Annotated in this window: 11 protein-coding genes; 8 read left to right on the top strand and 3 right to left on the bottom strand. The window is 49.0% G+C overall.

The features are described 5' to 3' along the window. Positions 1-164: 164 nt before the first annotated feature. Positions 165-2,978 carry a transporter substrate-binding domain-containing protein gene (locus EYR25_RS19560; RefSeq protein WP_133182388.1) on the bottom strand — a complete coding sequence of 938 codons (2,814 nt, stop codon included), beginning with the start codon at positions 2,976-2,978 and terminating at the stop codon, positions 165-167. Positions 2,979-3,126: 148 nt separating this feature from the next. Between EYR25_RS19560 and cmoA the strand changes: the two genes are divergently transcribed. The 8 genes from cmoA to EYR25_RS19520 all read left to right on the top strand — a co-directional run bounded on the left by cmoA (position 3,127) and on the right by EYR25_RS19520 (position 12,531). Next, positions 3,127-3,858 carry a carboxy-S-adenosyl-L-methionine synthase CmoA gene (cmoA, locus tag EYR25_RS19555; protein WP_023266988.1) on the top strand — a complete coding sequence of 244 codons (732 nt, stop codon included), beginning with the start codon at positions 3,127-3,129 and terminating at the stop codon, positions 3,856-3,858. Beyond that, positions 3,855-4,847 carry a tRNA 5-methoxyuridine(34)/uridine 5-oxyacetic acid(34) synthase CmoB gene (gene cmoB, locus EYR25_RS19550; RefSeq protein ID WP_088211180.1) on the top strand — a complete coding sequence of 331 codons (993 nt, stop codon included), beginning with the start codon at positions 3,855-3,857 and terminating at the stop codon, positions 4,845-4,847. Before cmoA ends, cmoB begins: the two co-directional genes overlap by 4 nt. An 82-nt stretch (positions 4,848-4,929) precedes the next feature. Then, complete coding sequence (locus EYR25_RS19545; protein WP_133182386.1) at positions 4,930-5,751, top strand: ATP-dependent zinc protease family protein; 822 nt, start codon at positions 4,930-4,932, stop codon at positions 5,749-5,751. Positions 5,752-5,963: 212 nt separating this feature from the next. Then, positions 5,964-7,472 (top strand): UUP1 family membrane protein, encoded by a 1,509-nt coding sequence (locus EYR25_RS19540; RefSeq protein WP_133182384.1) that lies wholly within the window; start codon positions 5,964-5,966, stop codon positions 7,470-7,472. Continuing rightward, positions 7,472-8,416 carry an alpha-L-glutamate ligase-like protein gene (locus EYR25_RS19535; protein WP_133182382.1) on the top strand — a complete coding sequence of 315 codons (945 nt, stop codon included), beginning with the start codon at positions 7,472-7,474 and terminating at the stop codon, positions 8,414-8,416. The genes EYR25_RS19540 and EYR25_RS19535 overlap by 1 nt, the downstream gene beginning before the upstream one ends. Further along, the gene (locus EYR25_RS19530) at positions 8,391-10,328 is read left to right on the top strand and encodes a M3 family metallopeptidase (protein ID WP_133182380.1); all 1,938 of its coding nucleotides are present in this window, start codon (positions 8,391-8,393) and stop codon (positions 10,326-10,328) included. Before EYR25_RS19535 ends, EYR25_RS19530 begins: the two co-directional genes overlap by 26 nt. Further along, positions 10,255-11,454 carry a DUF3541 domain-containing protein gene (locus EYR25_RS19525; RefSeq protein WP_133182377.1) on the top strand — a complete coding sequence of 400 codons (1,200 nt, stop codon included), beginning with the start codon at positions 10,255-10,257 and terminating at the stop codon, positions 11,452-11,454. The genes EYR25_RS19530 and EYR25_RS19525 overlap by 74 nt, the downstream gene beginning before the upstream one ends. 174 nt (positions 11,455-11,628) lie before the next feature. Next, positions 11,629-12,531 carry a LysR family transcriptional regulator gene (locus EYR25_RS19520; RefSeq protein ID WP_023266995.1) on the top strand — a complete coding sequence of 301 codons (903 nt, stop codon included), beginning with the start codon at positions 11,629-11,631 and terminating at the stop codon, positions 12,529-12,531. Positions 12,532-12,703: 172 nt separating this feature from the next. On the opposite strand, the gene EYR25_RS19515 is transcribed toward EYR25_RS19520, so the two are convergent. Continuing rightward, positions 12,704-14,845, bottom strand: coding sequence for a putative metalloprotease CJM1_0395 family protein (locus EYR25_RS19515; protein WP_133182375.1), 2,142 nt, complete (start codon positions 14,843-14,845; stop codon positions 12,704-12,706). 2 nt (positions 14,846-14,847) lie between these two features. Beyond that, positions 14,848-15,111, bottom strand: coding sequence for a chemotaxis protein (locus tag EYR25_RS19510; protein WP_133182373.1), 264 nt, complete (start codon positions 15,109-15,111; stop codon positions 14,848-14,850).

Genomic DNA, 15,111 nt, shown 5'->3' with positions numbered 1-15,111 from the left:
GAAACCGGTGCTTTGGAAATAATCAAAACGAGATAAAAGCGGCATTATAGTCAAATAATGCCGATTACCAAAGTACTTCACTTTTAGGCGGTGAAGTATCAAACAGTTTTACGCCCTTGACTAGAGGCGAACGCACTATCTGCGTATAAGCGTTCAAAAAATCATCAAGCCACGCGGTAGCAACGGCCACCCGCCGTTTTGGCTTGATACATCAGTTGGTCGGCTTGCTTCATTAACTCAATGGCCGTATCGCCATCGCGGGGATAAATGACCACACCAATGCTGACTGCAACCTCTACCATCACCCCTTCTATACTGAAGGGCGATGCAAGCGAGTGCAGAATATTATCAGCAACTAGGGTCGCAGCGTCGAGATCTTGCACACGATTTAGCAGGATCACAAATTCATCGCCGCCGAATCTTGCCACTGTATCAGAATCGCGAATGGCTTTGCTCAACAATCCCGCCACTTTTAACAGCAAGGCATCCCCCACAGGATGACCATATTGATCGTTAATTTGTTTAAATCCATCTAAATCAATAAACAACAAGGCAAAATGGCTATGATCCCGCCGATGGGCAAGTAGGGCCTGCGACAGCCTATCATCCAACAGTGCTCTATTGGGCAACTGAGTTAAGGCATCATGACTGGCAACATGTTGCAAACGTTTTTCGGCGGCGATTCGGCGAGTGATCTCCACGTTTAAGCGACGATTGACCACTAACACCGCCACCATTACGACAGATAAGGCTAATGCGCCGCTTAATAAATAGCGGATCCATTGCAGATACTGACTGTTATCTGCATCAAGGGAAAAACTGACCCAATGGGAATAGATTTGCTGCTGGGTATGTTGATCAATTTGTGCCAACACGCGATTGATTAACGGGACTAACTGAGCATACTGCGGATTAAGCCCAAAGTGGCTGTGCTGATCGGCTAAATCACTGAGTAGCGACATTTTCAATAATGGATATTGGCCTGTTTTTAACTCAGAGGCCAGCGTCACCACCTTATCGATAAACACATCGGCATGACCATCGTTAACTGCTGCAAGCCCCGAATGGGTGTCGGGCACTAACACCAGTTTGAGCGAGGGCTGCAGTGCCATCAGTTGTGCCACCAGATGATAGCCTTCCACCACAGCGACCCTCTGTCCCGTCAATTGCGCCAGATTAAACACCGACACCTGCTCAAGTTGCGACACCATTCCCCAGGGTGATGGCCAGTAGGGATCACTAAAGGTTAAAAATTGCTGGCGCTCGGCAGTTTGGGCTACGCTGCCAGCAAGAGCAATGTCGCCAGAACGCAATGCACCTATCAGTGATTGCCAATCATCAAAGCCAACAGGTTCTATCTTGATCCGTAATTGCTCTGCCAAAATGTGGGCAATGTCGCTGTTGATCCCCGCAAACTGACCTTGCTCATCGCTAAACTCCATCGGCGGCCACTGTTTTAAGTAGCCGAGTTTAACTTCACCGAGTTGTGAGAGGTAATCTTGCTCATTGTTTGAAAGTTGAATGCCGTGTAATCCCTTCTGGTTAAAAATGCGATCCTTAGGGTTAAGCATCCATTTTTGCTCAACATCGGCAAATTCCTGCATGCTAATGCTGCGAAAACCATTGGCGATGCGCTGGGTTAATCCAGGATCATCACTGCGGGTGAGCACATAAATATCGGTGGGAAACTCAAGCTCAGGATATTGATAAAATTCGGACCAAGCCTTGTTTTGCAGTAAATAGTGGGAAGTCCATGCTCCTGCGGCAACAAAGCCTGCAATCTCACCCGATCGCGCACCTGCCACCATGCTGTCCATATTTTCGTAATAGCGCAGCGTAACATCGGGCAGCGCTTTACGCAGCGCCACTAAATAAGGCGCGGTCGGCACAACGCCGATGCGTTTGCCCTTTAGACTTTGCAAATTGGTCAGTTGCTGTTGATATAAAAACAGTCGACTCTTCACCGTATAGAGTTGCCAAGCGCGGGTTAAACCTGTTTTTAGATCATTACTTTCAGGGTAACCAATATGCGCATCGGCTAAACCTTGGCGCACATCGTTAACACTGGCATTCATGTCGCCCGAGATAAAATCCACATTGATGCCCGTCTTGGCCGACCACAATTGCCAGAGATCCACATAAAATCCATGGGGTAAGCCATCGACGCCTAAATCGACAAAGGGCTCAACACCTAACTGCATCGCCACCACAAGCCCCGCCTTTTGCCCGTGATAGCCTAACCAACGCCGTTCAGTTTGTTGCACAAAACGAGCATCGAGTGAATGAAACCCCTTATTAATCTTCTCAATTAAAGCCTGATTACCTTTCATCACGGCGGGTACAAACTGCATAGCCTTAATTGGAATACGCGCACTGATGGGAAAACTGCTCGCAATTGCTTGGCTGGACGCGGGATCGCGCAGATAGCCATCGAGCCCGGCAAATACAACTGTCTCGCCCGCCGCAACCCCCGCCAGCAGTTTTTCACGACTTTCATAATATTTGAAGACTAAATTCGGCTCGATGCCGCGAAGCACCGCCTCATGGGACGAGCCACCGACGATCCCGATTTGGTAAGGAATAAGTTCCTTAATGGATTTTTTGCCCTGCAGGGATTTATGCAGGTAAAGGTAGGTACTCACATCAGCGATAGGCTCTGCGAAATCAAATAGCTGTTCACGCTCAGGCGTCTGCCCCATGCCAATATGCACTTGGGCTTTGCCCTGCCGTAATTGCTGCAGCGACTCATTCCAGTGCCGCGCCACAAACACTAATGGCGTATTAGTGCGCTTGCCCCATTCCTTCCAGAGATCGACTAATAAACCCGTGGCTTCGCCGTCGTTATCGACAAACTGATACGGGAAACTGTCTTCCCCCATCACCACAATAAGCGATTCAGTCTGTCCTTGACTGGCGTTTACTGCGTTACTCAAGATGCTGCAACACAGGATCACGATAAGCTGGAGCACTAACTTCAACTGGGGTCCCTAGTACTTGATGTACAATGTAAATACTTTGTTATTGATGCATATTAGACAGAAATTTCGGGCAAATTACTAGCCGAGACTTGCTGCTAGTCAACCGGATTCGTTAAAATGCACAGCTGAATTTTCGAGATATTCCCAGATGAACGCTTCCCAAGATACTATCTACGCTCAAGCGAGCGAACACATTAGCGATTTCCAGTTTGATAACCGTGTCGCGGGTGTCTTCAGTGACATGATCCGCCGCTCGGTGCCTGGCTATACGCAAATTATCAATACTATTGGCGATTTTGCGGATCGTTTCGTCAAGCCTAATACCCAAGTATATGATTTAGGTTGCTCTTTAGGCGCCGCCACCTTAAGCATTCGCCGTCAAATCCAAGGCCGCGATTGCCGCATCATCGCCGTGGACAATAGCGAATCCATGGTGACCCGCTGCCAAGAAAACCTCAATGCCTATGTGAGTGATACTGAGGTTGAGCTGATATGCGGCGATATTCGCGATATTCACATCGAAAACGCCTCTTTAGTCGTGCTTAACTTTACCCTGCAATTTTTACCGCCAGAGGACAGAGAAGCGCTGATCGCAAAGATTTATCAGGGGTTAAATCCCGGCGGTCTTTTAGTGCTATCGGAAAAAATTCGCTTCGATGATGCGCCGATTCAAAGTGTGCTCGAAGAGCTGCACTTAGACTTTAAACGCGCCAATGGCTATAGCGAGCTTGAAATCAGTCAAAAGCGCAGCGCGCTTGAAAACGTGATGAAGCCCGATACCTTAACTCTCCACCAGCAACGTTTGACTCGCCAAGGGTTTAGCCACTTTAGCTTGTGGTTCCAATGTTTTAACTTCTCTTCCATGGTGGCCATCAAGTGATCAGTTTCAGCTCGTTTTACCAGCAAATTGCCGATTCCAATTTGCAGCATTGGCTCGAAACTTTGCCAGCCATTCTCGGTAAATGGCAGAGAGAACATAAACACGGCAACTTACCCAAGTGGGAAAAAGTGCTCAATAAGCTGCACTATCCCGCCCCAGACCAAGTGGACTTTGTCAGCAGCGTTACTGTCGGCACAGGCGAACAACTCACGCCCGGGGAAAAGGAAAAACTTGAGAACCTACTGCGCCTGTTTATGCCTTGGCGCAAAGGCCCTTTCCATATCCACGGCATTCATATCGATACCGAATGGCGCAGCGATTGGAAGTGGGACCGCGTGAGCCCACATATTTCTCCTTTGCAAAACCGCACTGTGCTCGACGTCGGCTGTGGCAGCGGCTATCACATGTGGCGTATGCTTGGCGCGGGCGCCAAACGCGTAGTGGGCATCGACCCTTCACCATTGTTTTTATGCCAATTTGAAGCGGTTAAGCGCCTAAGCGGTGAAAATCACCCCGTGCACTTATTGCCGCTAGGCATTGAAGAGCTACCACCGCTGGATGCATTCGATACGGTTTTCTCCATGGGCGTCTTGTATCACAGACGTTCGCCTATTGATCACTTGTTACAATTACGTGATCAGCTACGTATGGGTGGGGAATTAGTGTTAGAGACTTTGGTGATAGATGGTGATGAAAACGCCGTACTCGTCCCTCAAGATAGATATGGGAAAATGAATAATGTATGGTTTATTCCATCCGTCGCGGCCCTGATGCTCTGGCTAAAGAAGTGTGATTTCACAGACATACGTTGTGTCGACACCGATGTCACCGCATTAGCCGAACAGCGCCGAACTGATTGGATGCCGAATGAGTCACTGGTTGAATATCTTGACCCTAACGATATCACTAAGACTATCGAGGGTTACCCCGCGCCGAAACGCGCAACGATTATTGCGGTGAAAAATCAACCCAATCAAGATTTGACCTAACGAGTTAACTCCAGTGGCCTAATACGCTTATGCCTAGGTAAACCTAGGCATAAAACCCGTTTTAACGCCAATAGGAAGTACTATGCTAAAGCAGTTGATCGCTATCGCCGTTGCCAGCAGCTTAATGGGATGCGCAGCGACAGAACCGACCGCCCACGCCCCCAAACCACTCGATACTGATACCTTTAATACCCGTCTTAATCAGCAGCAAGATCAATTAGTCGCTGCGATTAATCAGCAATGCCAGCCTGTGGATTTAACCTCGCTTGCGACCCTGAGCAGCCAAGTCGAGCAGTTAAGTCAGCAAATCAATCAGTTAAATCAAACGGCGAAAAACCTCAGCGCACAAAAGCAAGCCGCGGTGGTGACGCCTGCGCCGAGCCAATGCCCCAAATCCGCTCTTGGGGATAAGTTTTTACTCGGTGAAATCGAAAATGTGTTTATCGATGAACTCAATGCCAGTTTTGCCACTCGCATTGATACCGGCGCAGAATCTTCCTCCATCGATGCCCGTAATATCACCCTGTTTGAGCGCGATGGCGCCCAATGGGTACGCTTCGATGTGTTTACTCAAGGGGAAAAACAGCCTGCGACAAATTTCGAATCTAAGGTCGTGCGTTTTGTACGCATCAAGCAGGACGCCAATGAGAAGGACGATCGCCGTCCCGTGATCCACGCGCACCTTAAGATTGGCCAATATTCCGCAGAGACAGATCTTAACCTCACCGACCGTAGTCACCTCGACTATCCCTTATTGCTCGGCCGTAAATTTATCAAAGATATCGCCGTTGTCGATGTCGGCCAGCGCTATGTGCACGGTAAAGCCAAACCGCCCAAACCTAAGCAACCCAATCCTGAGCAACCAAAAACAGAGTCTGCCATCGTCTCCAGCGGCAAAAAATAACCGCTTGATCCAAAGCTGTTTACAAGCTTAAGCATAGGAGCCGCTTGCGCTCATTGGTTTGTCAGCTTGTGACATCGCCGCTTAATCTGACGCAGCCTGACATAGCTAATATCCGCCACGCGACAATCTAACGCGTGACGCCGAGTTCGAACCGCCAATGCCCTGGGGTAATCCCACGCTTTTCGGCCATTGGCGCAACATGGGAAACACGTATGCATTCACGTAAACCTTTTTACATTTTGGTGGCATTACTTTTTATTGTCGGTCTAAGCGCCAGCATCTACCGCGGCGTTAAGCATCAGGTGCCTTTTCTCCCCGGTGAGCAAGTTCAAAGCTGGGCGGTAGACGCCAAAATCAGTTTCGATGGCACTGGCGATGCGGCCGAAGTGTCCTTCTCCTTACCACAGGATCCCGCCTATGAAGTCTTGGTCGAGAACGCCAGCTCCCCGGGGTTTGGGTTATCGATGAGTGATGATAAGGATGCGCGCCGTGCAATTTGGTCGATTCGTGAGGCCTATGGCAGCCAAGATCTCTATTATAAAGTGACCCTAGTGCCGACGGGCGTGACCCAAATCCACAGCGACGATATTCCCAGTCAACCAGAGCCTTACCTCTGGCCCGCGACCGAGAAGAGCGCCGCAGAGCAAGTGATTAACGAAACCTGGGCGCGCAGCGCATCGAACTTATCCTTCGCCCAGCAATTGATGAATGCGATTACCGCAACTAAGCGCAGCCAGAATATGGAGCTGTTGTTATCAAGCCAAACCGCGACGCAAGTGTTTTTGCATATGCTGCAAACTAAGGGCATTCCAGCCCGTGAAGTCAGCGGGCTCTACCTTGAAGACCAACGCCGCCGTCAATCCCTGTCACCCTTTGTGGAAGTGTTCCATAACGGCGAGTGGGTCTTATTCGATTTGGTTAAGGGCAAGCAAGGTCGTCCAGAGAACTTACTGCTGTGGGAACGCTCGGGCCATTCCGTGCTCGATGTGATGGGCGGAGTGAACTCGCAGGTGCATTTCTCTATGTTGCAGGATACCCGCTCGGCATTGGCGACCTCCATCGATATGATGATGAATAACAATGCCTTGGATTTCTCACTCTACCAATTACCGATAGAGGAGCAGAGTCTATTCAAGGGCATTTTATTGATCCCTATCGGGGTACTGATGGTTGTGTTTTTACGGGTGATCATTGGGGTCAAGACCTCGGGCACCTTTATGCCAGTCCTTATCGCCCTCGCCTTTATTCAGACCAGTTTAGTCACGGGCTTAGTTGGCTTCTTGTTAATCGTGGCCTGCGGCCTAATGATCCGCTCCTATTTATCCCAATTAAATCTGTTACTAATTTCGCGAATATCGGCGGTGATCATCGTCGTGATCGGCATTATTGGCGTCTTTACCTTGCTGTCTTATAAATTCGGTTTAAGCGAAGGACTGACAATTACCTTCTTCCCGATGATTATTTTGGCCTGGACCATCGAACGTATGTCTATCCTGTGGGAGGAAGAAGGCCCGAAAGAAGTGATAGTGCAAGGCGGTGGTAGCCTAATGGTCGCTACCCTCGCCTACTTAGCCATGAGCGCCAGTTGGGTACAACACTGGGTATTTAACTTCCTTGGGATCCACTTAGTGATCTTGGCCTTAGTGCTATTAATGGGCCAATACACAGGTTATCGCCTACTGGAACTCAAACGCTTTAAACCACTTGCGGGAGATGCCTAATGAATATTGCTTGGCCATGGGAGCTGCGCGCGCGCGGCGTGCTCAATATGAATAAGCGTAATATCGATTACATAGGTCGCTATAATCCGCGTAAATTTTATAAGCGAGTGGACGATAAGCTGCTGACGAAACAGTTAGCACTGGCCAATGATATTGCCGTGCCCGATTTAATCGCCGTTGTGCGCGAGCAGCACGAAATCGTGCACATTCCCGAGCGCGTGAAAGGCCGTACGGGGTTTGTGATTAAACCCGCCAAGGGCTCTGGTGGTAAAGGCATTTTAGTAATCACCCATATTGAACAGGGCCGTTACTATAAACCCAGCGGACACGAAGTCAGCCCATCGGAATTGGATAGACACGTGTCCAATATTCTCAGCGGTTTATTCTCCCTTGGCGGCAAACCCGATGTGGCGATTGTCGAGGGATTGATTGAGTTCGATCCCGTGTTTGACGGTTACAGCCATGAAGGCGTGCCCGATATCCGCTTGATTGTCTTTAAAGGATTTCCAGTGATGGGGATGCTCAGGCTCTCCACCGCCGCCTCCGATGGCAAGGCCAATTTGCACCAAGGCGCCGTGGGTGTGGGCGTTGACATTGCCACAGGAAAAGGGTTACATGCTGTGCAATTTGATGCTCCAATTGAGTTTCATCCAGACACAGGCAAAAAGCTCACCGATATCGTCGTACCCCACTGGGACAGCTTGCTGCATACCGCATCGAGCGCCTTTGAAATGTGTGAGATGGGTTATTTAGGCACGGATATGGTGCTTGATCAGACTAAAGGCCCGCTGTTATTGGAACTCAATGCACGCCCGGGACTGGCGATCCAGATTGCAAATGGAAAAGGCATTTTGCCTAGACTTAAGCATGTCGAAGCCATGTCATCCCATTCAATGACAGTTGCAGAACGTGTAGCCTATGCAAAAATCCATTTTAACGGCTAGCCTGTTTGGCTGGTGTTTATCCACTCTCGGTGCAGCCTATGCTGTGCCAAGCCCCGTGCCGCTGCTGGTAGAGCAGTGTCTGCGCCAACCTAATATCGATTTGGCTGGTGCCTTCGACAGTTACGCCAGCACCCGCCAGCTATCTGCCTTAACACTGGCGGATAAGGCCCTAGTGTTAGAGCAGCAAACCATTGGACTGAATAATGTCAACGACAGACTCACCTACTACCGAGGTTTGCCGCTGTCGGGGGATGAGCGCCAAGGTATACTGCAGTGTCAGTTGCGCTTAGCCGACACCCTGAGCGACTTACTAAACCAAGCAGAATTTAGCCAATTGGCGTTTGAGCTGATGCAAACAGCTTCAGAAAATGATGATGCAGCAAATCATGATGCAGCAAGTCAGGAACAGACCTTACTCGGTGAGCAATTAACGGCTTTGTTGCGCCAGCATTTATCCATTATGGATAAAGCTAAGCTGCACACGGCGCAGGCCAGCATTCGCCAAGGCTTAGGCAACCAACAATTTCAACTGGATATTCAAGCAGATAAATGCCAGCTTACAGATGAAGTAGCCGAAGTGAATACTGCCAATAACGAGGAAGAAACGGCAAATTCAGGCACTTTCTCAGGGACTATTGCCAGTTATCTGTTAAAGCAACCCGATGCCGAATGTCGACAAACCCTGTGGCAAGCCTATCAAGGTCGAGCCAGGGAACATAATCAAGTCGCTTTACACCGCATTGCCGAGCTGCGTCAACGCATTGCCAATGACGCAGGCTTTAGCGATTACGCCAGTTACAGCCTCAAGGATCAGCTACTCAATACCCCTGAGTTAGTTAAAGCGTTTCTCGACAGCCAAACCGAAACGATTCAAGTTGCCCCTTGGGATCTTGGCCGTACCTTATCGCAATTACCCAGTGCACAAACCACCGCCCTCAATACCCGTGAACTACTCGACAAGGCCCTAACGACCTTAGGCGAGTTTGGTTTACGTTTTGAGGTGATTAGCGAGCATCTCGATTCGACAGCCACTCAAACGACACTTTCTCAAACGGCATTTTCTCAAACAACACTCGCACAAGCACAGCAACAGATCCTCCGTGTTTACCATATGGATAGATTACTGGGAGAAGTGTATCTGGCCATTGGTGCTCAAGATAAAGTGAATAAACCTGGGAATGCCAGTCAACACACCCTCAGACAAAGTGTGATTGGACAGCAATTTGGTCAACAGGCGCTTGAGCTGCCCGTAACACTTAATGATTTCAAAGATATTGAACGCTTTACCCAAGCCCTCGCCGATGCGATGACCTCGCTGGCACGCGGCAGTCATTTTTACCTAAACAACACCTTAGGCCCGACGCTCGATACCAATCAATTACCGAGTCTTTGGCTCGCTAAGGTGTTACGCCAAGCGCTATTTCCCCAATTTGATACCCAATATATTCAACCGAGGGAAATGCTCGCAAGCGCCTATGCGACGCAGCTTAAAGTCTTTCGCGCTAAGGTGGCACTTAACTTTTACCAGTCCCTAAACCAGCAAAGCTATTCGGATTTACCTGCTGAATTTAGCAAAAGCTTTGGTGCGAACTGGGCACAAGCGATTGATTACCCATATAGTTTCAATGCTATCGCCAACGAAGGCCCCCGCTATTATCAATTCCTGTGGCAAGCCAAACTCGCAACGCTTGTCCATCAATCTACCCAAGACTGCCAAGATAAACTTGGGCTTTTTAATCTCCTCGTGGTCAATGAGACCGCACTCACCTTGAGCGAGCAACTGCGCGCCATACTTGGCGACCCCGTGGATGCCGCTGCGCTTATCCAAAGGATTATCCATGTCTCAGGATCTGAAAATCACCCACACACCACAACCGAAACACAAACTCTCGCTGCCCATTGCGCTTTTTAGCGGTTTAGTCTTATTTACCGCACAGAGTGCTTTCGCCAATTCGCAAAGCACGCTCCTAAGTCACACCGGGCTTGCGAACTCACAAAACATTCTCAAGTCAAACACCACGGATAAAACCGAATTAAGCCAAAGCGGCGTTGCGCAGCTTATTCAACACAACCTTGAAACCCATCTCTATACACTCCCGCCTCGGGTGCAGGGGCATTATGGGATCCGCCTCTATCGCCTGACAGGCGATGAGCAATACGCCAACGCCGCGTTAGTCGATCTTTATGCGGTAACCGAAGCTCAAGCGTTTTATGCCTGCCAAATGGATAACCCTGAATTTGTACGTCAAGCCTCAGAGAACGCCATCGCAGAACTGGGCAATGGTCCCAGAGCCAAGGCCCGTAAAAAAGCCCTCGCGCCCTTTCCTGAGTTTTTATTTTACTCCGATGTACTACTGCGATTCGCTAGTCGAATCGATGAGTTAGGCTTTACAGGTCCTTGCCATAGTCAAATGATCCAAGCCCTCAAAAAAGCCGACCTACGCCAAGGTTTGACCGATCCCGCGATGATAAAAGCCTGGGCAGCGCAGCTAATTAACTATGTGTATTGGGCCAAACAATTAGGTGTAGGAGATTATCGAGAGGACTATAAAACAGCGTTTACTCGGGTTTACCCCGACGCGCAGGATGCCACACTCAGCAAAGCACAGTTTCGCAATAAGCTTTACGGCATGACGCATTTTATCTTTGCCGCGAGTGAATATTATCAACATCAGGTAGATGCCACTGAGTTTGCATGGATTTTGGATTACTTTGACGCCAACATAGAGCGGATTTTACAGGATGCGACCGACGATATTATTGCCGAAGTCGGCATTAGTTTTCTGCTAGCAGTCAAGACAGACCACCCTATCGTGGCTCAAACTCGGGCTTATATTGCCAACTCGTTTGATACCAACAGTCAAATTATCCCCTCACCCAAGGGCAATCCTGACTTAGCCCTTGGCGAGCATCGCAATGTACTTGCGATAATGTTGCTTAATTGGCCAGAAACCCTCTATCCAGGGCCTTATCTTAACGAACTTAACGCGACGAAAAAATATTTACCTATGGGCGTGGCACCTAAGGTTATCGATTAACCCATTATCCATAAAGCTAACTGATCAGAGGTTGTCACGCCGCTGCATTGCAGCGCGATAACCTCTTTTTCAATTAACACGATAATAGTATTGAAAAAAAGATCATAGCTCGCCACTATAAGCCTCAATCTATCGCTTTTTTAGAAACCTGTCGTTTTCGACATGAGGACAACCATGACTCGCGCGAAATCCACCCTTGAACAATGGCGTATTTTACAGGCTGTCGTCGACTATGGCGGCTACGCGCAAGCGGCGGAAAAGCTCAATAAGAGTCAATCATCACTCAATCATGCGGTGGCAAAGTTGCAACACCAGCTTGGCATAGAGCTACTCGAAGTTCGAGGCCGCAAAGCTTACCTGACACCACAGGGCGAAGTATTATTGCGTCGTTCGCGCCATGTGACTCAAGCAGTTAATGAATTAGAGCAATTGGCCAGTAACCTCGAGCAAGGTTGGGAGCCCACACTCACCATTGCCCGCGAAATCGTCTATCCGATGGAAAGTCTGGTGTGCGCGCTAAGCGACTTTTTGCCCCACAGCCGTGGCACTCGGATCATTATGTTGGACTCAGTCATCACAGGTACTCAAGAATTAATCCTTCAAAATAAGGTCGATATTGCGATTTGCGCCGGCATTCCGCCGAAGGGCTATTTATCCGAGCCCCTGTGTGAGCAGGAGCTGCATCTGGTTTGCCACCCGAGCCACCCCTTGGCTGAAATGGGCACCTTAGACGATGACAAGCTACTGGCGCAGCACCTGCAACTGGTGATCAAAGATACTGGCGTGCAGTCAAATATCGATATTGGTTGGCTAAAGGCCGAACAGCGCTGGACGGTATCGAACTTCCATGAGGCGAAAGTCATTTTAAACCAAGGAATTGGTTTCTGTTGGATCCCATCATTCCTAATCCAAGAGGAATTAGCCGCGGGCAAACTGGTGCGTTTACATCTTCAAGGCAGCCAAAAACGGCGCATTATGCTAAGCCTTGTGATCCCAAATCGTGACCAACAGGGCCCCGCCTCTAAACTGTTAGCCTCTTATATCCTTAAACACCATGGTGTGAGTACAAGCGAGTAACCACGCTCACTTTCTTCCCGCCAGCGCAAACCAGCGACTTTGTCATAGGGAATCTTTGTGGGTTTTAATCAGTAATGGCCGCGTTCCTAACCATACAGAACAAGCTTAAATGTTTACCTTAATAGCCAAATGCTAGGTAGTTAAGATTTGCAGGCATACTGCAATATTGAGGCTAGACATTCACATCTAAGAAATGCGAACGATGCAGTGCTAAGGTTTGAGGGTTGAACAGGCCGCGTGTGTCTTGGCGGTTTGATGACTCGAGTGTTAATCCATTGGAAATAATACTCTCACCCTCATAGCTAGGCGAATGAGTGGTTAGTGCCGAATCATCTATCCGCTCGAGTGAAGCATCATCCGAATCTGATTGATTAAGTTCAGTATTTCCCTTACTCGCCAGCGTTGCCACGGCGACCGAGCCATAGAAGCGCACCGCATTACTGCCGTTTAATGTGTGACTCGATACAGCATTACTGTCACGCGACGCGAGCCGCTGCATAGCAATCTCTGGCACGTCATCCTTATTTGATACGGCACCAATCGCTAAGGTCGCCGTTGGCGGCTCAATGGTCTCTGTCGTATCAACTTCAGTGGTACTTACTGCATCTGAGGTATTATTCGATGCAATCTGCGCCGCAATGGCTTGCTTAATCTTATCAATCACTTCTGTCACAGGTGCCGATGGCTCATCTTGGGGCGCAGTGATATTGCCATTAGCATCAATCTTGCCAATGACTTGAATTTGGCGCTCCTTAAGCGGTGGTAAACCTTCAATCTGTGCCTCGGCGCCAATTAGGGTTTCCGTGGTCGGTTGATCAATAATCTGTTGCTGACGTTCCTCAGCAAGTTTAGCCTTGGCCTCATTCATTTTCTGCAGCGCTTGCGCCGCAACACGAATATCGGCAGAAGATGGGTCAACTGGCGCCATCGCCGCCGCATAGACCTGCTTCATCTTATTAATGGTCGCCAGTGGATCGCCAGGTACAATTGACACATCGATTTGCACCTCACCATCGGTAGCATAGCGCTGACCATCGGCACCTTTTTCATACTTGAAACTAGGGCTTTGAGCATATTGACCGCCCACACTGGCGTGGGCATGCTCATGGGCTTTGACTTCTGTATCCCTCGCTTTTAATGCGTCTATTTGGGCTTTTTGCTGTTCTATCGCCTTTTCTTCAGCCTGCTTGACTTGCTCCTTCGCTAAGTCTTGCTGGCGAGTTTGTTCGTCCTGTGTCTGCTGAGCTTGTTGACTGTTATCTGCTTTAGCGAAAGCTTCAGCTAACGCTTGCTGTTTTTGCTCCAGCTCTTGCACAGCTTTTTCCCTTGCTTGCTTAGCTTGCTCATCACGAATTTGTTCAGCTTGATTTTGCTGAATTTGAGAAGGTTCACCTGCTGCCGATTCAGTCCCAACTTGCTCCTTGGTCCCGGCAGGTTGGCCAAAGAGATAACTAAACTGCTCACCCAAGCTGTTTGCCTGAGGCGAGGTTGCATCATCCATGTTGGTCACCACCGAATCGTGGGTCCCCGACGAAGTACCAACGACATCACCCCCTGCAAACTCAGGCGCAGAGGGGCTAATTACTGTACTACGGGCCTGTTCTTGTCCCAATGGTGCGACATTTATTGTTATGGCATCTGAAGACGAGAAGATATTGGCGAAATCCGAATTCGACGAAGTAATACTGCCGATATCGCTTTTAGATGAGTAAGCGGTTGTGCTTGGCGCCAAAGAAACCAGAGGATTAACGGCACCATTCAAGGCTGAAAGCCCCACATCCGGAGCACTCAATACTGACACGGCTGTCTGAGAAGCGGCAATTTGCCCATCTCTCATTCCACCTATGGAACGAGGCCCTGTCAGTAAACTAAAACTTTTTTGAGTTGAAAACTGCGAAGTCGAATCTATCCGCACAGATGGGGTTGAATGTAACTGAGCAGGAGCGTTTACGTCTAAATCTACGATAGCTTTCTGAATTGCACTCGCATCCACATGAGCGCTAGAAGAAAGGCTAGCATAACTCGATTTAACACTTGCCAATAACTCAGGCTGAGTTCCTGCAAAAGGCAAAGTTTGGCTGGACGCCGCACTAAGGCTGCTTAAAGACGGTTCAAGTGCCCCACTCACTTCGGATTTTGGTGCATTAAAGCTAGCCATTGAGGCGCTAAGGTTAGCAACCGTCTGACTATTGTCACCTTGATAAACCAGTCCACTATTAGGTCTTGCTCCTTTTAGCGGCTCAATCGGCTTATCAGCACCCAAAAACGAATTGGATGGCGCGCCAACCTGGGATGACAGCGCCATGACCGACATAATTACACCTTGATATTAATAATCGAACCTATGGTTTCAGATTCTCTCTCGAGTACCTCTGTCGACGCCTCACCTTGTCGCAATGATGCGTTAGCTGCAACTAATGCTGAGGTTTTATCAGGTTCATCTACAGCCCTAGCGGTTTCTGTAGGTGCAGCGCTTTGCGCTGGGCTAGGTTTAGCCACATCAATCGTAGCCTGTGTTAACCCTGATTGAGCCGATTGCAAGCCTTGCAGACCGGAAGTATAAGCAGATTGGATTTGCAT

Origin of the sequence: Shewanella decolorationis, from assembly GCF_004354305.1 — a bacterium.
Lineage (GTDB): Bacteria > Pseudomonadota > Gammaproteobacteria > Enterobacterales > Shewanellaceae > Shewanella > Shewanella decolorationis.
The sequence above is the reverse complement of the archived record's forward strand: the minus strand, read 5'-3'. Positions and strand labels throughout refer to the sequence as shown.

Excerpts from the sequence above, each read along its gene's own strand:
- cmoA (WP_023266988.1), top strand. The coding sequence starts at position 3,127 with ATGAACGCTTCCCAAGATACTATCTACGCTCAAGCGAGCGAACACATT.
- EYR25_RS19545 (WP_133182386.1), top strand. The coding sequence starts at position 4,930 with ATGCTAAAGCAGTTGATCGCTATCGCCGTTGCCAGCAGCTTAATGGGA.
- EYR25_RS19540 (WP_133182384.1), top strand. The coding sequence starts at position 5,964 with ATGCATTCACGTAAACCTTTTTACATTTTGGTGGCATTACTTTTTATT.
- EYR25_RS19535 (WP_133182382.1), top strand. The coding sequence starts at position 7,472 with ATGAATATTGCTTGGCCATGGGAGCTGCGCGCGCGCGGCGTGCTCAAT.
- EYR25_RS19530 (WP_133182380.1), top strand. The coding sequence starts at position 8,391 with ATGCAAAAATCCATTTTAACGGCTAGCCTGTTTGGCTGGTGTTTATCC.
- EYR25_RS19525 (WP_133182377.1), top strand. The coding sequence starts at position 10,255 with ATGTCTCAGGATCTGAAAATCACCCACACACCACAACCGAAACACAAA.
- EYR25_RS19520 (WP_023266995.1), top strand. The coding sequence starts at position 11,629 with ATGACTCGCGCGAAATCCACCCTTGAACAATGGCGTATTTTACAGGCT.
- EYR25_RS19515 (WP_133182375.1), bottom strand. The coding sequence starts at position 14,845 with ATGTCGGTCATGGCGCTGTCATCCCAGGTTGGCGCGCCATCCAATTCG.
- EYR25_RS19510 (WP_133182373.1), bottom strand. The coding sequence starts at position 15,111 with ATGCAAATCCAATCTGCTTATACTTCCGGTCTGCAAGGCTTGCAATCG.